The organism is Collinsella aerofaciens (assembly GCF_040910185.1).
Taxonomy (GTDB): domain Bacteria; phylum Actinomycetota; class Coriobacteriia; order Coriobacteriales; family Coriobacteriaceae; genus Collinsella; species Collinsella aerofaciens_BF.
Genome location: NZ_JBDGBA010000001.1, coordinates 228,755 through 251,528, shown reverse-complemented (window position 1 = coordinate 251,528; position 22,774 = coordinate 228,755). Strand labels below are relative to the sequence as shown.

The 22,774-nt window shown below is 61.7% G+C and carries 16 protein-coding genes; 11 read left to right on the top strand and 5 right to left on the bottom strand.

The features are described 5' to 3' along the window. Nucleotides 1-46 precede the first annotated feature (46 nt). The 4 genes from AB5Z54_RS01050 to AB5Z54_RS01035 all read right to left on the bottom strand — a co-directional run bounded on the left by AB5Z54_RS01050 (nt 47) and on the right by AB5Z54_RS01035 (nt 4,383). Nucleotides 47-1,027 (bottom strand): ABC transporter substrate-binding protein, encoded by a 981-nt coding sequence (locus tag AB5Z54_RS01050; RefSeq protein WP_368159742.1) that lies wholly within the window; start codon nt 1,025-1,027, stop codon nt 47-49. Between the two features lie 160 nt (nt 1,028-1,187). Then, entirely contained in the window at nt 1,188-1,976 is a 789-nt protein-coding gene (locus AB5Z54_RS01045; RefSeq protein WP_368159740.1) for a hypothetical protein, read from the bottom strand. Nucleotides 1,977-2,234: 258 nt separating this feature from the next. Continuing rightward, nucleotides 2,235-3,638: an asparagine--tRNA ligase gene (asnS, locus tag AB5Z54_RS01040; protein WP_368159738.1), complete on the bottom strand. Its 1,404-nt coding sequence runs from the start codon at nt 3,636-3,638 to the stop codon at nt 2,235-2,237. 181 nt (nt 3,639-3,819) lie between these two features. Next, complete coding sequence (locus AB5Z54_RS01035) at nt 3,820-4,383, bottom strand: PTS sugar transporter subunit IIA (RefSeq protein WP_040359007.1); 564 nt, start codon at nt 4,381-4,383, stop codon at nt 3,820-3,822. Nucleotides 4,384-4,626: 243 nt separating this feature from the next. On the opposite strand from AB5Z54_RS01035, the gene AB5Z54_RS01030 reads away from it, so the two are divergent. The 5 genes from AB5Z54_RS01030 to AB5Z54_RS01010 all read left to right on the top strand — a co-directional run bounded on the left by AB5Z54_RS01030 (nt 4,627) and on the right by AB5Z54_RS01010 (nt 11,780). Next, on the top strand, nt 4,627-5,526 hold the full coding sequence (locus tag AB5Z54_RS01030) for an alpha/beta hydrolase (protein ID WP_368159736.1): 900 nt from the start codon (nt 4,627-4,629) through the stop codon (nt 5,524-5,526). 422 nt (nt 5,527-5,948) lie between these two features. Further along, nucleotides 5,949-8,360, top strand: a complete 2,412-nt coding sequence (feoB, locus tag AB5Z54_RS01025) for a ferrous iron transport protein B (protein WP_368159735.1) — start codon at nt 5,949-5,951, stop codon at nt 8,358-8,360. Nucleotides 8,361-8,480: 120 nt separating this feature from the next. Continuing rightward, nucleotides 8,481-9,677: an MFS transporter gene (locus AB5Z54_RS01020; protein WP_368159733.1), complete on the top strand. Its 1,197-nt coding sequence runs from the start codon at nt 8,481-8,483 to the stop codon at nt 9,675-9,677. Between the two features lie 153 nt (nt 9,678-9,830). Next, nucleotides 9,831-11,207, top strand: a complete 1,377-nt coding sequence (locus tag AB5Z54_RS01015) for an alpha-amylase family glycosyl hydrolase (RefSeq protein ID WP_368159731.1) — start codon at nt 9,831-9,833, stop codon at nt 11,205-11,207. A 3-nt stretch (nt 11,208-11,210) separates the two neighbouring features. After that, entirely contained in the window at nt 11,211-11,780 is a 570-nt protein-coding gene (locus tag AB5Z54_RS01010) for a uracil-DNA glycosylase family protein (RefSeq protein WP_368159728.1), read from the top strand. Here the strand turns inward: AB5Z54_RS01010 and AB5Z54_RS01005 are convergent. After that, nucleotides 11,777-12,433, bottom strand: coding sequence for a hypothetical protein (locus tag AB5Z54_RS01005; RefSeq protein WP_368159727.1), 657 nt, complete (start codon nt 12,431-12,433; stop codon nt 11,777-11,779). The genes AB5Z54_RS01010 and AB5Z54_RS01005 overlap by 4 nt on opposite strands. A 93-nt stretch (nt 12,434-12,526) precedes the next feature. Between AB5Z54_RS01005 and AB5Z54_RS01000 the strand changes: the two genes are divergently transcribed. From AB5Z54_RS01000 to AB5Z54_RS00975, 6 genes are all read left to right on the top strand, one after another. After that, nucleotides 12,527-13,663 carry a pyridoxal phosphate-dependent aminotransferase gene (locus tag AB5Z54_RS01000; protein WP_368159725.1) on the top strand — a complete coding sequence of 379 codons (1,137 nt, stop codon included), beginning with the start codon at nt 12,527-12,529 and terminating at the stop codon, nt 13,661-13,663. A gap of 504 nt (nt 13,664-14,167) precedes the next feature. Then, nucleotides 14,168-14,689, top strand: a complete 522-nt coding sequence (gene rplJ / locus AB5Z54_RS00995) for a 50S ribosomal protein L10 (protein WP_006235004.1) — start codon at nt 14,168-14,170, stop codon at nt 14,687-14,689. A gap of 102 nt (nt 14,690-14,791) precedes the next feature. Beyond that, a complete protein-coding gene (gene rplL / locus AB5Z54_RS00990) occupies nt 14,792-15,169 on the top strand; it encodes a 50S ribosomal protein L7/L12 (RefSeq protein WP_006235005.1) in 378 nt (125 codons plus the stop codon). 314 nt (nt 15,170-15,483) lie between these two features. Next, nucleotides 15,484-16,392, top strand: a complete 909-nt coding sequence (locus AB5Z54_RS00985) for a UTP--glucose-1-phosphate uridylyltransferase (RefSeq protein WP_117745808.1) — start codon at nt 15,484-15,486, stop codon at nt 16,390-16,392. A gap of 287 nt (nt 16,393-16,679) precedes the next feature. Then, nucleotides 16,680-20,171, top strand: coding sequence for a DNA-directed RNA polymerase subunit beta (gene rpoB / locus AB5Z54_RS00980; protein WP_199410622.1), 3,492 nt, complete (start codon nt 16,680-16,682; stop codon nt 20,169-20,171). A gap of 6 nt (nt 20,172-20,177) precedes the next feature. After that, nucleotides 20,178-22,774, top strand: a 2,597-nt coding sequence (locus AB5Z54_RS00975) for a DNA-directed RNA polymerase subunit beta' (protein ID WP_368159722.1), incomplete at its 3' end; no start/stop codon positions are given.

The following is a 22,774-nucleotide window of genomic DNA, read 5'->3' as shown; positions in this document are numbered from 1 at the left end:
CGGCTAAAGCGCGAGCACGGGCTCTAGACGCATGCCGCGTATGGCATTACGCGTCCAGGGCGGAAAGGTCGATGCCCAGGGCCTCGGCCATTTCGTCGTTCTTGACGACGACCAGGTCCTTGCTCGAGAGGTGCTTGATCGGCATATCCTCGGGCTTGGCCTCGCCCTTCAGGATCTTAACGGCCATCTCGCCCGCGGCGTAGCCCAGGTCCTCATAGTTGATGGAGAGGGTGAACAGGCCGCCGGCCATGCACATGCCCTCCTCGCCGGTCACGAAGGGAAGCTTGTTTTCCTTGCAGATCTGGCCGACCTGCGAGGCACCCGCGGCGATGGTGTTGTCGGTGGGGGAGTACAGCGCGTCGACCTTGCCCACGGCAGACTCGACGACGGACTGAATCTCGTTGGAGCTCGAGACGGTGAAGTCAGTGTACTCGAGGCCCAGCTTGTCGAGCTCCTTCTTGGCGGCCTTGATCTGGACGTCGGAGTTGGACTCGGCGGTGCAGTACAGCAGGCCGACCTTTTTAACGTCGGGCAGGACCTTCTGCATCATCTCGAGCTGCTCGGCGACCGGGGTGAGGTCGGAAGCGCCCGTGACGTTGGTGCCGGGCTTGTCGTTGTCCTGGACCAGACCGGAGGCGGCGTAGTCGGTGATGGCGCAGCCCACGATGGGGATATCGGCCGTGGCGCCGGCGGCAGCCTGCGCGGCGGGCGTGGCGATGGCATAAATCAGGTTGACGTTGTCGCCCACAAACTTGTCGGCAATGGACTTACACGTGGACTGGTCGTTCTGGGCGTTCTTCTGGTCGATCTTGACCTTAAGGCCGCTCTCCTTGATGGCCTTGACAAAGCCGTCGTTGGCGGCATCGAGTGCGGAGTGCTCGGTGAGCTGCAGAACGCCGATGGTGTAGTCGGAACCGACGGCAGCAGAGCCGGAACCAGAGTTGCCGCCGCATCCGGCGAGCGGGGCGAGCGCGAGCAGGCCGGCGGAGACCAGAAGGCTCCTGCGGCTGATGGTGATGTCCTTCATATCATTACCCCCAGTATAAAAATGGCTGGAAACACTGCACTGGGACAAAGTGCAAGTGGAACTATAGTAGCGCTGATGTCCATTTTTACAACAGCCTGGCGGGTTTTTTAATACAGAATCGGATGGGCGGTACGGGTAGTCGAATGGGCGGCGGAGGGTCTTATGCGGCGGAGGAGGCGTCGTCCTCCTCGTCGAGGGCGGCGAAGAGCTTCTTGCCGTCGAGCAGGCGCGTGCTGACGTTTCTCATACGGGCGATCTCGACGGTGCGCAGCGTATCGTCGGTGCCTCGGGCGTCGTAGACCGTTCCCAGCAGATACGAGATGCCATCGCGCTGCCTGATGGCAAAGGGACGGAGTGTCATCCGTGCTGCTTCGGTTTCGCCGCGTGTCGTGACGCTCGAAATATCAAAACTCACCGTGGTTCCGTGGTCGATGGCCTGCTCGACGAGCTCGCACGTGTCGATGCGCTTGATGGGCGCGCGCGTTGCCTTGGTAGCCTTGCTGCCTGCGCTTGGAGCGGGTTCGGGTGTATCGAGGTAGCCGCGAACGTCGGCACTCGCCATGGCAACTAAATGCTGCGCCATGCTCTTGCGGATAGCGATAGGCGTGGAGCGGTTGCGCATGACCATACCGTGGAGCCGGATGATCTCTTCATCGGTGAGCGGGCGGGTAAGAAGTTTGTAGCCCACGCCGCGTTTGTACTCAATTTCGTATCCGGCATGGCGAAGCGCGGAGATGGCGGTGTAGATGCTGCGCCGCGCCGCCGAGATGGGCATGCGGGCGGGGTCGTCGGGATGGGCGAGGCGCCGGATCAACTCATCGGAAAGCATGGCCTTGTCCTCGCCGGTGTTTTCGCTTAATAGTTGCAGGATGCGAACGGCGCGATAGGCTGCCATCGAGGCGGCGCCTCTAGTCGTGGTGTCGTAGGTTTCAACAGCGGCTTCGGTCATCGTGCCCACGTCCTTTCCGTTTTGGGTGGCGACGGTATGGAGCCTAGGACGTGGGGCTTTCCCAGGGGCGCAGGACGCTCTGGGCGGTCGGTAGTCGTCGGCAAACGGCGGTTCGAGTTTTCAACAGCCCTGCTCAACTGACCAAAAACTTGCCAAAAGCTTGACGGATGCTGTTGAAAAAAGCGTCTCTCGACCGATGTCGAGAGACGCTTGTGCGATGAGCGTTGGCGTGTGGCGACGCGAGCTAGCGTCAGACGATTAGAAGTCGGCGTTGCCCACGGTGCGCGGGTGCGGCAGGACGTCGCGGATGTTGCCCACGCCGGTGAGGTACATCACCAAGCGCTCGAAGCCCAGACCGTAGCCGGCGTGCTTGCAGGAACCGTAGCGGCGCAGGTCAAGGTAGTACTTGTACTGCTCGGGATTCATGCCCAGGTCCTTGATGCGGGCCTCGAGCAGATCCAGGCGCTCCTCGCGCTGGGAGCCACCGATGATCTCGCCGATGCCCGGCACCAGGCAGTCGGCGGCGGCGACGGTCTTACCGTCGTCGTTCATGCGCATGTAGAAGGCCTTGATCTCGGCCGGGTAGTCGGTCACGAAGGTCGGGCGCTTAAAGTGCTCCTCGGTCAGGAAACGCTCGTGCTCGGTTTGCAGGTCGATGCCCCAGCTCACGGGGTAGTCAAACTTGTGGCCGGCGGCGACGGCCTGCTCCAGGATTTCGACGGCCTCGGTATAGGTGACGCGGGCAAAGTCGGAGTTGGCGACATGGTCCAGGCGCTCGATCAGGCCCTTGTCCACAAACTTGTTGAGCATGTTGAGCTCGTCGGGACAGGTGACCATAACGTCCTTAAGGACGTACTTGAGCATGGCCTCGGCGTTATCCATGTAGTCGTTAAGGTCGGCAAAGGCCATCTCGGGCTCGATCATCCAAAACTCGGCGGCATGGCGCGTGGTGTTGGAGTTCTCGGCGCGGAAGGTGGGGCCAAAGGTGTACACGTCGCCAAAGGCCATGGCAAAGTTCTCGGCATTGAGCTGACCGGACACGGTGAGGCTCGCGTGCTTGCCAAAGAAGTCTTGGCTCCAGTCGACCTCGCCGGACTCGGTGAGGGGCGGATTTTTGGGGTCGAGCGTGGTCACGCGGAACATCTCGCCGGCGCCCTCGCAGTCACTCGTGGTGATGATGGGGGTGTTGACGTAGACAAAACCCTGCTCCTGGAAGAAGCGGTGGATGGCGGCAGCCGCGACAGAGCGGATGCGGAACACGGCGCGGAACAGGTTGGTGCGCGGGCGCAGGTGCTGCTGGGTGCGCAGGAACTCGACGGTTGCGCGCTTCTTCTGCAGCGGGTAATCCGGGGCGCTGACGCCCTCGACCTCGATGGAGGTGGCAGAAAGCTCGAAAGGCTGGGGCGCATCGGGGGTCAGCTTGACGGTGCCGGTGCAAATGAGTGCGGCCGAGACGTTTTGATGGGCGATCTCGTCGTAGTTGTCGAGTGCCTCGCGGTTCATGACGACCTGCAGGTCGCGGAAGCAGCTGCCGTCGTTGAGCGTAACGAAGCCAAAGTTCTTCATGTCGCGGACGGACTTGACCCAGCCGGCGACGGTGACGGTCTGGCCGCCGAGCGACTCGGCATCGGCATAGAGCTGCGCGATTTTGGTGCGGTTCACGTATCCTCCCATAACGGTTGAATGATAGTTATCCATACAGTTCGATATTCTAGCAGCTCGGCTCATTTGAGCTATACAGATAAGGCATTGGCGGGATGGTTTTTCAAACGAAAAGCGCCCGCGGCCAAATGGTCGTGGGCGCTTGACGAGGTGCCTTTTGGCTGTGTGGCGCGGGGCCTGGCTACTTGGTCTTGGCAACCAGCAGCGGGTCGCCCAGCTTGACGAGCGGGTTGCCGCCGATAAGCGTTCCAGACTCGCCGACATGGTCGATGCTCTTAAGACGATCGAGCTCGGAGACGATGACGGTCACGATGTCCTCGTGACCAGCGGCCTTAATGGCCTCGCGGTCGAAGCTGATGAGCGGCTGGCCTGCCTTGACCACATCGCCCATCTCGACAAAGCGGGCAAAACCCTTGCCGTTCATTTCCACGGTGCCCAGGCCAACATGGATGAACACGCGCAGGCCGTCCTCGGTAATCATGCCGATGGAGTGGTTGGTGACAGTGGTGGCACCGATGCGGCCGTTGGCGGGCGCATAGATGGTGCCGGTAATGGGCTCGATGCCATAGCCCTGGCCAAGCATGCCCGAGGCGATCGTCTCGTCGGGAACCTCGTTCAGGTTGACGAGCACGCCGTTGACGGGGGCATAGATGACGCCTTCGCGGGTAGCGAAGCTTGCTGCGGGCGGAACGGACGCCTCGCCGGTCGAGGTGAAGGTGGACTTAAGCGAATCGAGCAGACCCATAGTTGCCTCCAACTTAAATAGGCGCATATCGCGCGTTTGGTTTGCCGGAAACATTTCACATGTGTTTCGCGGCTTGGTCAACGCCCCTATTCTACGCTGCTCAAAGATACCTCTGAGCTGGGATTATGTGATATATCAGTTGAAGGGAAACTTATTGCCGGAGTGTTTCTGCGCCACGGGTTCAAGTGGGGTACGCTTGAAGGCGAAAAACAAGGGCGCTTAATTTGCGCGAAGGGAGCACATATGATTGTCGAGAACCATGCGCTGTGGGGCGAGGAGCCGACCGAGGAATATCCGGCGACCTTTACGTATTTGGGTGCCGAGCCGCTGCCCGATAAACCGAATGGCCGCCGCCCTGCCGTGATTATCTGCGGCGGAGGTGCGTTTACGCATATCGCTCCGCATGAGCAGGATCCCGTGGCGTTTGCGTTTTTGGATCACGGCTACCAGGCCTTTGTGCTCAACTATGTGACGAGCGGCACGGGTGACGCAAGTTTTCCGCACCCGCAGGCAGATCTTGCCAAGATGGTCGCCACGGTGCGCGCCAACGCTGACGAGTGGCATGTCGATCCCAAGCGCGTGTGCGTCGTGGGCTTTTCTGCTGGCGGCATGATTTGCGCCTCGCTGGCAACACAGTGGAAGACCGGCCCCTTCGCGGCACTTGCCGGGGCGCGTCCGGACGACATTCGTCCCGATGCCGTGGTGCTGGGCTATCCATTGCTCGACTTTGCCTATGTGCGTGACATGCAGACGCGCGATCCGCGCATTGACTTGCGTGTGCCCAAGACGGGCGGCAAGACGGGGCGCGATTTGCTCAACGACTACCTGTCGATGGTGACGGGCGGCGAGGCAACTGACGAGCATCTGGCCGACATCTGCCCCACCACGCATGTTTCGCGTCAGATGCCACCGACCTTTGTGTGGGGCGTGTCCGACGACAAGACGGCGCCGATCGCGCAGGTCTACCCGTTTGCGCAGCGCATGGCCGAGGAGGGCGTTGCATGCGAGATGCACGTCTTCGACCAGGGTGGTCACGGCCTTTCGCTCGGCAACGCCAACACCGCGGTCGACAACGAGGACAAGCAGGTGGCGGTCCGCCCTTGGATTCGCCTAGCCTTCCGCTTCCTGGAGCGCCATCTGTAAGAGGACGGGCATCCCAGCCCTTCAATAACTTGCGGTGAAATAGTTCCGATCTGGGGCATCAACCAGCCCATCCAGGAACTATTCCACCGCAACTTTGTTTTTGATGCCCCGCCCGGAAACTGCGTCCCAGTTTTGCCTTTCAAGGTGGGACGCAGTTTCCCATAGGGCCTCGACTGGGAAAGTGCGTCCCGTTTCGAGTGGGGATTCCGGGATGCATTTTCCGTAAGAGGCCTGTTTGGGAAACCATATCCCGTTTCGAGCCAGAATTCTGGGATGTAGTTTCCCCGAGAGGCCTCATCGGGAAACTATGGCCCTGAACTCTCCTGCCTGTCCCCATTGCGCCAATCTGCTGATTGAACGTCATTGTGTGTTCACGCTATCATGTAAGTTTAAAATTGGTTAGCCATGGCAAACGGTTAGCCATGGTGAACATAAATACAACGCCCTGTGGGCGTCGGGGGAGGAACACGGACGTGAAGCTCGATACGCTCGAGATCGGAAAAGACGCCGTTGTCGCATCGGTGGCATCGGACGATCAGGCACTCCGACAGCATATTTTGGACATGGGCCTAACGCCGGGCACCGAAGTCACCATGATGAAGTACGCCCCCATGGGCGATCCGCTCGAGATCCGCCTGCGTGGCTACGAGTTGACACTGCGCAAGGACGATGCCGCTCGCATCGAGCTCGTGGGTATTCACGACACCGATACGGGTCCGCGCGCTAACGCCGCAATCGGCACGACGGAGCATCCGGCCCTGGGCGAGGGGACGTATTCGCCCCGTGCGGCAAAGACGGCCGTGCCCGAGGGCGCGCCGCTGCACTTTGCCCTCGCCGGCAACCAAAACTGCGGCAAGACCACGTTATTCAACCAGCTGACGGGCTCCAACCAGCACGTCGGTAACTTTCCCGGCGTGACGGTCGACCGCAAAGATGGCACCATCCGTAACCATCCCGAGGCGAGCGTTACCGACCTGCCCGGCATTTACTCCCTGTCGCCGTACACAGGCGAAGAGGTCGTGAGCCGTCAGTTCATCCTCGACGAGCGTCCGGACGCCATCATCGACATCATTGACGCCACCAACATCGAGCGCAACCTGTACCTGACACTGCAGCTCATGGAGCTTGACCGTCCTATGGTCATCGCGCTCAACATGATGGACGAGGTGACCGCCAACGGCGGCGCCGTAGACGTCAACTTGCTCGAGAGTCTGTTGGGCGTGCCCGTTGTCCCCATTAGTGCTGCCCGCAACGAGGGTATCGGCGAGTTGGTGGATCATGCCTTGCACGTGGCGCGGTTCCGCGAGCGCCCCGGTCGCCTGGACTTTTGCGCGCCCGACGGTCCGGACGGCGGTGCGCTGCATCGCTGCATCCACGGTATTGCTAACCTGATCGAGGACCATGCCGTGACGGCGCACATCCCGGTGCGCTTTGCGGCGACCAAGCTGGTCGAGGGCGATGAGCTGGTAACCGAGGCGCTTCACCTGGATCGCAACGAGCTCGACGCCATCGAGCACATCATTACCCAGATGGAGGGCGAGGCCGGCACCGACCGCCTGTCCGCGCTGGCCGACATGCGCTTTAGCTTTATCGGCGACGTGTGCGGGCGCTGTGTCGTCAAGCCGCACGAGAGCCGCGAGCACGTGCGCTCCGTCAAGATCGACCGCATTCTGACGGGTCGCTATACGGCCATCCCGGCGTTTCTGCTGATCATGGGCCTCGTCTTTTGGCTGACGTTTGGCGTGATCGGCGCGGCGTTGCAGGGACTTATGGAGGACGGCATCGCTGCCATCATCGCTTCGGCCGATGCAGGCCTCAAGGCGTTCGGCACCAACGACGTGGTGCGCTCGCTGGCTGTCGACGGCGTGCTTACGGGCGTGGGCAGTGTGCTGACCTTCCTGCCGATTATCGTCGTGCTCTTTTTGTTCCTCTCCATTCTGGAAGACTCCGGATACATGGCGCGCGTGGCCTTTGTCATGGATAAGGTGTTGCGTCGCTTTGGTCTGTCGGGCCGCAGTTTCGTGCCCATGCTCGTCGGCTTTGGCTGCACCGTGCCAGCTATCATGTCGACCCGTACGCTCCCATCCGAGCACGACCGCAAGATGACGGTCATGCTCACGCCGTTTATGAGCTGCTCAGCCAAGCTGCCGGTTTACGGCTTGCTGTGCGGGGCGTTTTTCCCGCAGGCGACGGTTCCCGCCATGGTCTCGCTCTATCTGATCGGTATCGTGGTCGGCTGCGTCGCGGCTTTGGTGCTCAACCGCACGGCATTTAAGGGCGACCCGGTGCCGTTTATCATGGAGCTCCCCAATTACCGCCTGCCGAGCGTCAAGACGACGGTGATGCTGGCATGGGATAAGGCCAAGGACTTCATCACCAAGGCCTTTACCATTATCTTTGCCGCGACCGTGGTCATCTGGTTCCTTCAGACGTTCGACATCCGCTTTAACGTGGTCGCCGACCAGTCGCAAAGCCTGCTTGCCGGTCTGGGTAGCATCATCGCGCCGGTGTTGGCCCCGCTCGGCTTTGGCGACTGGCGCGCCTCGACGGCGCTCGTCACGGGGCTCATTGCCAAGGAGAGCGTCATCTCGACGCTCACGGTGCTTTTGGGCGCAACGTCGCCCGCGGCGCTGTCGACCATGTTTTCGCCGTTTACCGCCTACGTGTTCTTGGTCTTTACGTTGCTGTACCCGCCTTGTGTGGCGGCAATCGGCGCCGTCAAGAGCGAGTTGGGCGCGCGCTATGCCGTGGCCGTATTCGCGTTTCAGGTCGCCGTTGCCTGGATCGTGGCGTTTGTCGTGCATTCGGCGGGCATATTGCTGGGGTTGGCTTAGTTATGAATTGACGGCGCAACCTCTGTGTATCGAATTGTTTTCGGCCCCGCATCTGTACTGACGGATGCGGGGCCGTTGCTATATAATCGCCTCCGCTCAAAACGATTGGAGACGTTATATATGACTCAGACAAGGCAAGACGGCATCACGCTCAGGCAGTGGCTCCCGCTCATCGGGCTCACCTGCTGCGCGTTCGTGTTCAACACGTCGGAGTTCATGCCCATCGGCCTGCTGACCGACATCGCTGCATCGTTTTCGCTCACCGAGGCCCAAGCTGGCATCATGATCTCGGTCTATGCCTGGGGCGTCATGCTGCTGTCGCTGCCGCTCATGGTGTTCGCCTCGCGCTTTGAGTTCAAGCGGATGCTGCTGGGCGTGCTGGCCGTGTTCTCGCTCGGTCAGTTCCTGTCCGCTGTGGCGCCGACCTATCCCATCCTGGTCTGCGCGCGCCTGGTGGTCGCTTGCGCACATGCCGTGTTCTGGTCAGTCGCCTCGATTATGGCCTCGCGCCTGGTCGACACTCGCCACGGCGCGCTCGCCATCAGCATGATCGCTACGGGCTCGTCCATCGCGCAGATCTTTGGCCTGCCGCTCGGTCGCGCCATTGGCTTGGCCGTGGGCTGGCGCATGACGTTTGCCGTGGTCGGGGGCCTCTCAGCCATCGCGGTCGTCTACCAGGCAGCGGTGTTCCCGGCCATGCCGGCGGGTGAGCGCTTTACCGTCAAACAGCTGCCCGAGCTGCTCAAGAACCCGCTCCTCATCGCGCTCTACGCAGTCACGGTCTTCATGGCGACCGGCTATTACGCAAGCTACAGCTATATCGAGCCCTTCCTGGCGCAGGTCGCGCACGTCGATGCGGGCGCCATTACCATGACGCTGACGGCGTTTGGCTGCTCTGGTTTGCTCGGAAGCTGGCTGTTTGGCCGCCTGTTCGATGGGCATCGCTTCCCGTTCTTGGCTATCACGCTCTCCGGCGTGCCGGTGGCCCTGCTGCTCATGGGGCCGGCCGCATCGTCGCTCGTGACAGTGCTTGCCGTCTGCGCACTGTGGGGTTGCTGCGCCACGGCCTTTAACGTGGCGTTTCAGGCCGAGCTCATCAAACACACGCCGGCAGATTCGTCGGCCGTCGCCATGTCGATCTTCTCGGGCCTGTTCAACCTCGGTATCGGCACGGGTACCGCGATCGGCGGAGCCGTGGTTTCGGGTCCCGGTATCGCCTGGATCGGCTTTGTGGGCGGGGCGATCGCTGCCGTGGGCGTTATCCTCGCCATCACGGTGATGTTCCCAGCCATCCGCCGCGCCAAGCCCGTCGCCTAGCCACGTCCCCTCATCAGTTGCGGTGGAATAGTTCCTGTTTAAGGCCTTTGAAGGCCCAAGCAGGAACTATTCCACCGCAACTTATTTTGGGGGAGGGGATGCACGGCAGGCATACAATGGATGTCGTTGTGTTGAGCTTACCGGGAGGTTGCTATGTGGGCATACGAGACGACGTTCTATCAGATCTATCCGCTGGGCTTTTGTGGAGCTCCGCGCGAAAACGCCGCCCCCGTTGCCGAGGATGAGCTCGCCCAGGCCGCCGATGCCACAGCTAGCCCCGATGCGCCCATCATGAAGATTGCCAAATGGGCCGACTACCTGCAGGAACTCGGCGTTGGCACTGTGCTCATCAACCCGCCGCTCGAGTCCGATAGCCACGGCTACGATACGCGCAGCCTGCGCCATATCGACCGCCGCCTGGGTGGGAATGTCGACTTTGCCGCCGTGTGCGACACACTGCATGCCCACGGTATCCGCGTGGTGCTCGATGCCGTCTTCAACCACGTCGGCCGCGGTTTTTGGGCCTTCCGCGATGTGCAGGAGCGCAAGTGGGATTCGCCGTACAAGGATTGGTTCCACATCAGCTTTGACGGTGACTCGTGCTACGGCGACGGCTTTTGGTATGAGGGCTGGGAGGGCCATTTTGAGCTTGTGAAGCTCAACCTGCAAAACCCCGCCGTGGTCAATTACCTGCTCGAGTCCGTGCGCCGCTGGGCCGAGGTCTTTGGCGTCGACGGCCTGCGCCTGGACGTTGCCTATATGCTCGACCGCGACTTCATGCGCCGCCTGCACGCTTTTACCCGTGAGCTCAAGCCCGACTTTGTGCTGATCGGCGAGACGCTCCACGGCGACTACAACCAAATCGTCAACGACGAGATGCTCGACTCCTGCACCAACTACGAGTGCTACAAGGGCCTGTACTCCAGCTTTAACTCGGTCAACATGTTCGAGATCGCCCATTCGCTGCATCGCCAGTTTGGCGGCGACCCCTGGTGCATCTACCGCGGCAAACACCTGCTGTCGTTTGTCGACAACCACGACGTGCCGCGCCTGGCAAGCATCCTCACCGACAAGTCGTGCCTGCGTCCCGCCTATGGCATGCTCTTTGGCATGCCGGGCATTCCGTGCGTCTACTATGGCAGCGAGTGGGGAATTGCCGGCGAAAAGGGCGGCCCCGATGGCGACTGGGCGCTGCGCCCTGCGCTCGATGAGCCTGCGCCCAACGAGCTGACGGCCTTCATCACGCAGCTGGCGCACCTGCGCTCGGCAAACGACGCGGCGGCCCGTGCTCTCAACTACGGTGCCTATCGCAATGTGGTGATCCAGAACAAGCAGCTGCTGTTCGAGCGCGCCTGCGACGACGCGACGGTGCTCGTGGCGGTGAACGCCGTGGACGAGCCTTACACCTTTGGCGCCGGCGAGCTCAACGGCTCCTTTGTCGACCTGCTTGCCGACGGCGTGCCCACGGTCGAGCTGGCGGGCTCCCTTGAGCTTGCGCCCTACGAGGTGCGCTATCTGTTGAGGGCCTAGGCCATGGCAGCGTCTGACGAGGGCTATCAACATATTGAGCATGGGTTTGAGCCCGTGTTCGACCAGCACTCGCGCGTTTTGGTGCTCGGATCGTTTCCCTCGGTGCTGTCGCGCGCCAATGCCTTTTATTACGGCAACCCTCAGAACCGCTTTTGGCGTGTGATGGCCACGTGCCTCGGTATGCCTGTGCCGCCCAACGAGGGCGATCCTTTGGCAAGCGGTGAGCCCGCGACGCTCGATGCCTCCATTGCCGCCAAGCGGGCCATGCTGCTGAACGGCGGCGTGGCCCTGTGGGATGCAATCGAGAGCTGCGACATTAAGGGCTCGAGCGACGCGAGCATCCGCAACGTTGTGCCGGCACATATCGAGCGCATTACCGATGCCGCGTCGATCGAGCTCGTTGTCTGTAACGGCGGTACGGCAGGGCGACTCTACAAACGCTACTTGCAAGATCGGACGGGGTTGCCCGCCGTCGTCCTGCCCTCGACAAGTCCTGCCAATGCCGCCTGGCGCCTGGAGCGTCTTGTCGAGCGGTGGAGCGGCGCCGCTGATTGGCAGGCTTTTTCGATTTAGCAGTTTGAGTGCTCGGCAAGATGCCTCATAACGGCGTGCCAGATCGGTGTGGGCAGTGCAGACGTGGCGCGCACCATGCCGTCGGTGTCGACGCCACCCGTTGCGGCACCACCGAGCTTTTGCGCGTGTTCGACGGAACATCCCATGCGAACGGCGCCCACGAGCTTGTCCATGGCCTCAGAAAACGGTCGCCGCAAGAGTCCCATGCGCGGAGAGCGACGAAGCGCCGCAATGCCGCTGCCGGCGCAGATGGCAACGCCGCCACACCATAATTGGTCATGGCGCTCACATGCCTTGTGCAGGCGAACGGCGGCTTCACGCGCCTGCTCAGCGCCCTGTTGTGCGGCTCGAATCACGGCATAGACGCGCGTTCCCGTACTGCCAAAGCGCTCAAGCGCCTGCTCGATAGCAGTCAACGTCTCATCGTCAGCCATATCTTCAATGGCCAGCACGATGCCATCGGCAACGCTGCCGGCGTCATTTGCCTTCAAGTCGACCGAGTGGGGGAGTGCGGTGCCGGAAAACCGGGCATAGGCCGCGATGGCATCCTGCAGGTCCCAGAGCAAAAAATCAAGATCGGCGCTATTGGGAATGCTGATATACGCAATGGTTTGCAGTGTTTTTGGTACGTCGCCACGCGCGGTCGTCTCCATGCCATCTCCTTTCCGGCTCGTTTCCGTTTAGGTTACACCGTCTGGCGGCGCCCCGCCGCGCTATCCTAGTGCAACCCTTACGAAAGGAACGCCATGCGACTGCCCATGAATACCTCGCTTGCCACGCTCAAGCCCTCCGGTATCCGCCGGATCAACGCGCTCGCCGCCCAGCACCCGGGGTGCATCGCGCTCGCGCTTGGCGAGCCCGATTTTCCCACGCCCGATGTGATTAGCGCCGAGGTGACCGCCGCGCTGGACCGCGGTGACACGCACTATCCGCCCAACAACGGTCGCCCCGCCCTGCGCGAGGCGTTATCTGCCTACATGGGGGACGCGGGCCCTACGTTTTCGGCCGACGAGGTCATCCTAACCGACGGTGCGACCGAGGCACTGTCGGCAACATTCATGGCCATACTCAACCCCGGCGACGAGGTCATTATCCCCACGCCGGCCTTTGGCCTGTACGAAAGCATCGTCGTGGCCAACCACGCCAAAGCAGTCTTTTTGGATACGGAGCCTGCGCAATTTCAGATTGACGAGGATGCGCTTCGTGCTTGCGTGACGCCGGCGACCAAGGCCATCGTCATCTGCTCGCCCAACAATCCTACGGGTTGCATCCTCGACGCGGCTTCGCTCGACGCCGTGGCGCACGTGGCGGAGCAGGCGGGCATCTACGTGGTCTGCGACGACGTGTATAACCGTCTGGTCTATGTGGATGGCTACGAGCGCTTTGCCCAGCGTCACCCGGAGCTTCGCGATCAGACGGTAGTTATCGAGAGCTTCTCCAAGCCCTGGGCTATGACCGGCTGGCGCCTGGGCTGGCTCGCAGCGGCAACCCCCGTCATCGCCGAGATCGCAAAGGCTCACCAATACCTAGTATCGAGCGCCGTCTCCTTTGAGATGGACGCCGCAACGCGAGCCCTCACCGTCGACCCAACCCCCATGCTCAAAGTCTACCGAGCCCGCTGCGAGCGCGTACTCGCAGCCTTAGACGCCATGGGCCTCGACGTAGTAGAGCCCGCAGGAGCCTTCTACACTTTCCCAAGCATCAAAAAGTTCGGCCTAACCAGCGAAGACTTCTGCATCAAAGCCATCAAAGAGGCAAACGTAGCCCTAGTCCCGGGAGACTGCTTCGGAATCGAAGGCCACATCCGCCTAAGCTACTGCGTCTCCGACGAAAACCTGGACGAAGGCCTCCGCCGCCTGTCCACCTTCATTTCAACCTTGTAGCCCTCAGGGATGCAACACATCAGCCCACCGACCCAAGCATTATGAGTGGGGCGCGTCGCTCAACGGACACGAGGATTCGCAGCAAAGGCAACGTAGCTCCGGCCGGGAGGGGCAGGGCGAGTTTTCCGTAGATTCCGCACGAGCCGAAGGCCACTTAATGTGGCCTTCGTGCGAGCCCAGGACTTGACCGAGCGGAAAACTCGCCCTGCCCCTCCCGGTCGGAGCGTATGCAGGGTTTGTGTGCGAATCCTCGAGCCCGTTGACCGACGCCGGGGTCCCCGCCATAATACTTTCGGTTCACGCACGAATCCGCTGCCAGAGACAGCCGGCGCAAACGGGCATTGCCCGCGAGCTTAATGGGATATCCCGCCAGCCGAGGTGGTCGAGTAGATATGTCTTCTCGCCCCCGTCGCTCATGCAGCGCGGGGGCTTTCTTTTTGGACATGCCCCCGTCACGTCCTTGTGGCGGACCGTGCCCGGAAAGAATTCGAGGAGGTGTAATTCATGCCCCAGCAGTACAAAATCGACAAGGTTGCAGAGATCGAGTCCCGTATCGCCGAGAACGCCGGTCTGTTCGTCGTCAACTACAACGGTCTGACGGTTAAGCAGGCTCAGGAGCTGCGTCATCAGCTTCGCGAGTGCGGCGCCGAGATGAAGGTCTACAAGAACAACCTGGTCAAGATCGCCCTCAAGAACCAGGAGCAGCCCGAGCTCGACGAGATTCTCGCCGGCCCCGTCGCTTATGTGTTCTACGAGTCCGAGCCGGTCGAGGCCGCTAAGGCCCTTAAGGACTTCTCCGCTAAGTCCAAGGGCGTCCTTGAGATCAAGGGCGGTATCTCCGACGGCAAGGCCGTTTCCGCTGATGATGTTAAGGCTATCGCTGAGCTGCCCACCAAGGATCAGCTTCTCGGCCAGATCGCCGGTCTCATCTCCGGTTTCGCTCGCGACATCGCTGTCTGCGTCAACGGCGTTTCCTCTGGTCTCGCTCGTTCGATCCAGCAGGTCTCCGAGCAGAAGGCAGCCTAGTCGCTGTTTTCACCCGCGGCGGCAACGCCGCACCCCTGGCGCATTCGCGCCGTGTTTTAACTGATCTCCGTGCATCCGCACGGAAACCGAAAGGACTTAGAAATGGCTAAGCTTACCACCGATGAGATCATCGATGCTCTTAAGGAAATGACCCTTCTCGAGGCTTCCGAGCTCGTCAAGGCTATCGAGGACACCTTCGGCGTTTCCGCCGCTGCTCCTGCCGCTGTTGTCGCCGCTCCCGCTGCTGGCGCTGCTGAGGCCGAGGAGAAGACCGAGTTTGACGTCGTGCTCGAGGGCTTCGGCGACAACAAGATCCAGGTCATCAAGGCCGTCCGTGAGCTCACCAACCTTGGCCTGAAGGAGGCCAAGGAGGTCGTCGAGGGCGCTCCCAAGGCTGTTCTCGAGGGTGCCAAGAAGGAGGACGCCGAGGCTGCCAAGGAGAAGCTCGAGGCTGCTGGCGCTGCTGTCACCCTCAAGTAATCAGGCTTTCTCGCCAGATTTCTTTGCAGACGGGGCTCGCATTGCGAGCCCCGTCTTTTTTGTTTTTCGGTCCCTCGACATCGGTTGCTCAAACTGCCATGTTCTGTGATTTGCGTCGTATCGGGTGCCTTGCCGTTGGGCAATAAAATTGCACCATTCGAGCAATAATTTGCGTTGACCTGCTGAAGAATTGTCTCTGCCTTGTAGCGACATATAGCTCCAGCGGTAAGATACTTGGGTATCGCAATTTGGTCTGCGGCTGTGTGCCGCACGCATGGGGCGCTTTTGCGCCTGCGAAAGGATCTTTGAATAACATGAAGGCAATCATCCCCGCCGCCGGTCTTGGCACGCGTTTTCTGCCTGGCACCAAGTGCACGCCCAAAGAGATGCTGCCGGTGCTCGACAAGCCCGTCATTCAGTACGTCGTCGAGGAAGCGCTCGATCCCGAGGAGGTCGACGACGCCATCATCGTTACTTCTCCCGGTAAGCCCGAGCTACTGAACTACTTCCAGCCCGATCGCTCGCTCGAGAACCTGCTGCGCGAGCGCGGCAAGAACGCCTATGCCGACGCCGTCGCCCACGCTGGCGGTATGCCGGTCGACTTCCGTTATCAGTACGAGCCCAAGGGCCTCGGCCATGCTATTCGCTCTGCTGCCGACGCCGTGGCAGGGGAGAACTTCCTAGTTCTTCTGGGCGACTACGTTGTGCCTAACCGCGACATCTGCGACAAGATGCTCGCCGTTTCCAAGGAGCACGGTGGCGCTTCGGTTATCGCCGTCGCTGCTTGCTCGCCCGAGGAAGTCAGCCGCTACGGCGTTATCGCCGGTGAGCGCGTCGGTTCGCTCGAGGGTGCCGAGGACGTTGCCGATGCAGAGCCGGGCGCTGTCTGGCGTATCGGCGGTCTGGTCGAGAAGCCCGCTCCCGAGGCAGCTCCGTCCAACCTGTACATCGTCGGTCGCTACCTGCTGAGCCCGCTGGTCATGGACCTGCTGGCAGATCAGCAGGCCGGCAAGGGCGGCGAGATCCAGCTCACCGACGCCATGGCCCGTTCGCTCGACCGCGAGGCCATGTATGCTGTCGTCATCGACCCGCTGTCGGGCTACGACACCGGTACTCCCTCTGGCTGGATGGCCACCAACGCCCTCATGGCTGCAAGCGACCCCCGCTTTGCCAGCGCCTTCTGGGACGCCATCGACGAGCGCGGCGGATTGATGCGCAAGTAAGCCTTCGGGCATCGACATTTACGGGCGCGGACTTCGGTTCGCGCCCGTTTTTTATAAGAGCTACGATTGCCGGCTCTCTGTTCACAGAAAATATATGAACAGATGTTCGATATACATACATCTACCTGCGTGTTTTCTGCCGAAAAAATTTGCTACTCCAAAAACTCAATCGCGTCAAGGCTTTTCTTGCCCAACGGTCGGTACCTGATAAACTATTAGGTTGCGATAACTGGCGAAGCTATGCCTCGCCAACCCACCGAGCATTTCCGTGAAGGAGGAAAAACCTGGTGACCTACGCATACACTGCCACTGAGCGCAAGCGCGTCAGCTTCGGGAAAATCCCGGAGGCCATGGAGCTCCCCAACCTTATCTCTGTTCAAAGGGAATCCTTTGAGCGTTTTAAGGACGAGGGCCTTCGTGAGGCGTTCAAGGAATCCAGCCCCATCCAGAGCCAGAACCATGTTCTCGAGGTTACCTTCGGCGAGCATCAGTTCGGCGACCCCGCGCACACCGTCGAGGAGTGCCGCGAGAAGGACATGACCTATCAGGCCCCGCTTCTGACCGACGTCCGTCTCACCAACAAGGAGACCGGCGAGATCAAGGAGCAGCTCGTCTTTATGGGCGACTTCCCCATGATGACCGATCAGGGCACCTTCATCATCAACGGTACCGAGCGTATCGTCGTCTCGCAGCTCGTCCGTTCCCCGGGTGTGTACTACAGCTCCGAGATGGATTCGGGCAAGCAGATCTACAAAGCCCAGATCATCCCGTCCCGCGGTGCCTGGCTTGAGTTTGAAGTCGACAAGCGCGACCAGCTCATGGTCTCCATCGACCGTAAGCGCAAGCAGAGCGCCACGATGTTCCTGCGCGCCCTTGGCATTGCCGTAACCAACGACGACATCATCGAGCTGCTCGGCAACTCCGATGTCATTAAGCGCACCCTGGAGCGCGATACCGCTCTCACCCGCGAGGATGCCCTTATCGAGATCTACCGTCGCCTGCGCCCGGGCGAGCCTCCCACCGTGGATGCTTCCCGCAGCCTGCTCGAGGGCCTGCTCTTTAACCCGCAGCGCTACGATCTGGCCCGCGTCGGTCGTTACAAGGTCAACAAGAAGCTCAACCTCACCACCGAGGAAGAGGTCACGGTGCTCACCGACGAGGATATCGTCGCGACGCTGCGCTACCTGCTGTCCCTCGCTGCCGGCGAGCAGGGCTTCAAGGTCGACGACATCGACCACTTTGGCAACCGCCGCATCCGCACCGTCGGCGAGCTCGTCGCCAACCAGTTCCGTATCGGCATGAGCCGTATGGAGCGCGTCGTCCGTGAGCGCATGAGCTCCCAGGACATCGACGAGATCACCCCGCAGTCGCTCATCAACATCCGTCCGATCGTGGCCTCCATCAAGGAGTTCTTCGGTTCCTCGCAGCTCTCGCAGTTCATGGACCAGGCGAACCCCCTGACCGGTCTGACCCACAAGCGCCGTCTGTCCGCACTCGGCCCTGGCGGTCTTGCCGGCCACAAGTCCGGCTCCAGCCGCCGCACCAACGTGCCGACGGCCGTCCGCGACGTCCACAACTCGCACTACAGCCGCATGTGCCCGATCGAGACCCCCGAAGGCCCCAACATCGGCCTGATCGGCTCGCTCGCCCTCTACGCCCGCGTCAACGAGTACGGCTTCATCGAGGCTCCGTTCCGTCGCGTCGAGAACGGCGTTGCCACCGACCAGATCGACTGGATGACCGCTGACGAGGAAGAGAAGCACGTCATCGCGCCGGCCAACACGCCGCTCGATCCCAAGACCAACGAGTTCATCACGACCGATGCCGAGGGCAAGCTTGTCCGCCCGCACACCGTGATCGCCCGTACCCGCGACTTCGACGGCTCCTTCGGCGCTCCCGCCGACGTGCCTGTCGAGGACGTCGACTACATGGACGTCTCGCCGCGTCAGATGCTCTCCGTCGCAGCCACGCTGATCCCGTTCCTCGAGCACGACGACGCCAAGCGTACGCTGATGGGCGCTAACATGCAGCGTCAGGCCGTGCCGCTGGTTCACCCCGCCGCTCCCTATGTCGGTACCGGCATGGAGCGTCGCGCCGCCCTGGACTCCGGCGAGGTCACCCTGGCCAAGAACGCCGGCGAGGTCATCTTTGCCGACGCCGCCAAGATCATCGTCAAGCATGCCGGCGGCATGGACGAGTATCACCTGGCCAAGTACCAGCGCTCCAACCAGTCCACCTGCATCAACCACCGTCCGCTCGTGCGCGTCGGTGACACCGTTGAGCAGGGCGAGCCCCTGGCTGACGGTCCTTCGACCGATCATGGCGAGCTCGCACTGGGTCAGAACCTCACCGTGGCATACATGCCGTGGGAAGGCTTCAACTACGAGGACGGTATCGTCGTGTCCGAGCGCCTGGTGGCCGAGGACCTGCTGACGACCATCAACATCACCCGTCACGAGATCGATGCCCGCGACACCAAGCTCGGCCCCGAGGAAATCACCCGCGAGATCCCGAACCTCTCCGAGGACATGCTTGCCAACCTCGACGAGGACGGCATCATCCGCATCGGCGCCGAGGTCGGCCCTGGCGACATCCTGGTCGGCAAGGTTACCCCCAAGGGCGAGAGCGCTCTGACCGCCGAGGAGCGCCTGCTGCGCGCCATCTTCGGTGCCAAGGCCCACGACGTTCGCGATACCTCCCTCAAGATGCCTCACGGCGCTTACGGCCGCGTCATCGACGTCGTCCGCTTTAGCCGCGAGAACGGCGACGACCTGGCCCCCGGTGTCAACGAGCAGGTGCGCGTCTACGTCGCCCAGCGTCGTAAGATCCAGCAGGGCGATAAGATCGCCGGCCGCCACGGCAACAAGGGCGTTATCTGCAACGTTCTGCCGGTCGAGGACATGCCCTACATGGCTGACGGTACCCCGATCGACGTTATCCTCAACCCGCTGGGCGTTCCTTCGCGTATGAACGTCGGTCAGCTGCTCGAGTGCCACCTTGGCTGGGCTGCTGCCTGCGGTTGGGATACCGAGCAGGCCGACTCCGACAAGTACGTCCCCGGTCCGTTCTTCACCGCCACGCCCGTCTTCGACGGCGCCAAGGAGGACGAGATCGCCGAGGTCATTCGTCGTGCCAACAAGAACATGCTCAACAAGGCCACCGCTGCCTTTGGCGATCACATGCGTCCCGAGTTCGTCACCCAGCTTGACGAGCGCGGCAAGACCCGTCTGTTCGACGGCCGCACCGGCGAGGAGTTCCGCGAGCCCATTACCGTGGGTACGTCCTACATCCTCAAGCTCGGCCACATGGTCGACGACAAGATCCACGCCCGTTCGACCGGCCCTTACAGCTTGGTTACCCAGCAGCCTCTGGGCGGCAAGGCCCAGTTCGGCGGCCAGCGCTTCGGCGAGATGGAAGTTTGGGCACTGTACGCTTACGGTGCGTCCAACGTCCTGCAGGAGATCCTGACCGTCAAGTCCGACGATACCGTGGGCCGCGTCAAGACCTACGAGTCCATCGTCAAGGGCGAGAACGTCCCGGTTCCGGGTATCCCCGAGTCCTTCAAGGTTCTCGTCAAGGAGATCCGTTCCCTCGCGCTGGACATCGAGCCCATGCACGATGCCGACGAGGACGCCTCCGCCCCTGTGACCGCCGAGGAGACCTCTGCTCTCGACGACCTGGCTGCGCTCGCCGGCGTTGACGCCGACGTCGAGGCCGAGGATGCCGAGACCGCCGAGGCACCCGAGGCTGTCGCCGCCACGACCACTGATAAGGAGTAGTTGACTGTGGCAGATTTCGAAGCTACTGATTTTGACTCGGTAAAGATCTCCCTTGCCTCCGCCGACCAGATCCGTTCCTGGTCGCACGGTGAGGTCAAGAAGCCGGAGACCATCAATTACCGTACCCTCAAGCCCGAGAAGGACGGCCTGTTCTGCGAGAAGATTTTCGGTCCCGCCAAGGACTGGGAGTGCTCCTGCGGCAAGTACAAGGGCATCCGCTTTAAGGGCATCGTCTGCGAGCGCTGCGGCGTCGAGGTCACCTCGGCCAAGGTGCGTCGCGACCGCATGGGCCACATCGAGCTCGCCGCTCCCGTGTCCCACATCTGGTACTTCAAGAGCCCCACGAGCTTCCCGATGAGCCGTATGCTCGACATCAAGTCCAAGGACCTCGAGAAGGTTCTGTACTTTGCCAGCTACATCATCACCGAGGTTGACTACGAGGCTCGCGAGGCCGACGCCGACGACCTGCGCGAGGAACTTGCCGCCGATCTGGAAGAGATCGATGCCGAGTGCGCCCGCCAGATCGAGTCCCTCAAGGAGCAGGGCGACCCTGAGAACTTTGACGAGTTCTCCGACGAGGAGCCGCTGACCCCCGAGGAGATCGCCTCTGGCATCGTTGACATCGAGGAAGAGTGCAAGGACGAGAAGCAGCTCCGCACGGACGCCTTCAACGCCTTCATGAAGCTCACCGAGCGCGACCTCATCTCCGATGAGCCGCTGTTCCGCGAGATGACCCGTTACTACTCCATGTACTTCAAGGGTGGTATGGGTGCCGAGGCTGTCCGCGACCTGCTCGCTGCCATCGACCTCCCCTCCGAGGCCGAGAAGCTCAAGGCCATCATCGCCGACGAGGACTCCCAGAAGCAGAAGCGCGAGAAGGCCGTCAAGCGCCTCGAGGTCGTTGACGCCTTCCTGAAGGGCGGCAACAGCCCCGCGAACATGATCCTGGACGTCATCCCGGTCATTCCGCCCGATCTGCGCCCGATGGTCCAGCTCGACGGCGGCCGCTTCGCCGCGTCCGACCTCAACGACCTGTACCGCCGCGTGATCAACCGTAACAACCGACTCAAGCGCCTGCTCGACCTGGACGCCCCTGCGATCATCGTGAACAACGAGAAGCGCATGCTCCAGGAGTCCGTGGACGCCCTGTTCGACAACGGCCGTCGTGGTCGCCCGGTCTCTGGCCGTGGCGGTCGCCCGCTCAAGTCGCTCGCCGAGGCCCTCAAGGGCAAGCAGGGTCGTTTCCGTCAGAACCTGCTGGGTAAGCGTGTCGACTACTCCGGCCGTTCGGTTATCGTTACCGACCCCAAGCTGCTGCTGCACCAGTGCGGTCTGCCCAAGACCATGGCGCTGGAGCTCTTCAAGCCCTTCGTCATGAAGCGCCTGGTCGAGCTCGGCAAGGTCGAGAACATCAAGGGCGCCAAGCGCGCTATCGACCGCGGTGCCACCTTTGTGTGGGACATCCTCGAAGAGGTCATCGACGGCCGCGTCGTGCTGCTCAACCGTGCACCGACCCTGCACCGTCTGTCCATCCAGGCCTTTGAGCCGGTGCTGGTCGAGGGCAAGGCTATCCACCTGCACCCGCTGGTCTGCTCGCCCTTCAACGCCGACTTCGACGGCGACCAGATGTCTGTCCACGTGCCGCTGTCCAGCCAGGCTCAGGCCGAGGCCCGCGTGCTCATGCTCTCTGCGAACAACCTGCGCTCGCCGGCATCCGGCAAGCCGGTCAACATCCCCTCGCAGGACATGATCATCGGTGTGTACTACCTGACCCAGGTCCGCGACGGTCTGCCGGGCGAGAACCACGTGTTCGCCAGCTTCGACGACGCGCTGCACGCCTATGACTGCCGCTCCGAGGTCGACATGCAGGCCAAGATCCAGGTCCGCGTGTCCGCTGCCGACGCCAACGTCATCAACGAGGACGGCACCCGTATCTTCCGCGTCAAGAACGGCAAGAACGAGTTTGTCGACTACGACGTCACCGGCAACAAGACCGCGCGCTTCGAGACCTCCATCGGCCGCATCATCTTCAACCGCCAGTGCCTGCCCGAAGACTATGAGTTCATGAACTACAAGATGGTCAAGGGCGACGTGGCCAAGCTGGTTGCCGACTGCTGCGATCGTTACCCCGAGGCCAAGGTCGGCCCGATCCTCGACGCCATCAAGTACTCCGGCTTCCACTACGCTACCCGCGCCGGCCTCACCATCTCGGTGTGGGACGCTCTCATCCCTGCCGAGAAGCAGGAGCTGCTCGATCGCGCCCAGGCCAACGTCGACCAGATCAACGAGTACTTCGAGGAGGGCTTCATCAACGAGACGGAGCGCCACATCGAAGTCGTTAACGAGTGGACCGCTTGTACCGACAAGGTCGCAGCGCTCATGCTCGACATGTTCGACGAGGAGAACCCGCTGTACATGATGGCCGACTCCGGCGCCCGTGGTTCTAAGACCCAGCTGCGTCAGCTCGGCGGCATGCGTGGTCTGATGGCAGACATGTCCGGCGAGACGATCGACCTTCCCATTAAGGCGAACTTCCGCGAGGGCCTGCTGCCGCTCGAGTACTTCATTTCGACCTACGGCGCCCGTAAGGGCCTGGTCGATAC

Coding starts and splice junctions, on each gene's coding strand:
- AB5Z54_RS01050 (WP_368159742.1), bottom strand. CDS start 1,027: ATGAAGGACATCACCATCAGCCGCAGGAGCCTTCTGGTCTCCGCCGGC.
- AB5Z54_RS01045 (WP_368159740.1), bottom strand. CDS start 1,976: ATGACCGAAGCCGCTGTTGAAACCTACGACACCACGACTAGAGGCGCC.
- AB5Z54_RS01035 (WP_040359007.1), bottom strand. CDS start 4,383: ATGGGTCTGCTCGATTCGCTTAAGTCCACCTTCACCTCGACCGGCGAG.
- AB5Z54_RS01030 (WP_368159736.1), top strand. CDS start 4,627: ATGATTGTCGAGAACCATGCGCTGTGGGGCGAGGAGCCGACCGAGGAA.
- feoB (WP_368159735.1), top strand. CDS start 5,949: ATGGTGAACATAAATACAACGCCCTGTGGGCGTCGGGGGAGGAACACG.
- AB5Z54_RS01020 (WP_368159733.1), top strand. CDS start 8,481: ATGACTCAGACAAGGCAAGACGGCATCACGCTCAGGCAGTGGCTCCCG.
- AB5Z54_RS01015 (WP_368159731.1), top strand. CDS start 9,831: ATGTGGGCATACGAGACGACGTTCTATCAGATCTATCCGCTGGGCTTT.
- AB5Z54_RS01010 (WP_368159728.1), top strand. CDS start 11,211: ATGGCAGCGTCTGACGAGGGCTATCAACATATTGAGCATGGGTTTGAG.
- AB5Z54_RS01005 (WP_368159727.1), bottom strand. CDS start 12,433: ATGGAGACGACCGCGCGTGGCGACGTACCAAAAACACTGCAAACCATT.
- AB5Z54_RS01000 (WP_368159725.1), top strand. CDS start 12,527: ATGCGACTGCCCATGAATACCTCGCTTGCCACGCTCAAGCCCTCCGGT.
- rplJ (WP_006235004.1), top strand. CDS start 14,168: ATGCCCCAGCAGTACAAAATCGACAAGGTTGCAGAGATCGAGTCCCGT.
- rplL (WP_006235005.1), top strand. CDS start 14,792: ATGGCTAAGCTTACCACCGATGAGATCATCGATGCTCTTAAGGAAATG.
- AB5Z54_RS00985 (WP_117745808.1), top strand. CDS start 15,484: ATGAAGGCAATCATCCCCGCCGCCGGTCTTGGCACGCGTTTTCTGCCT.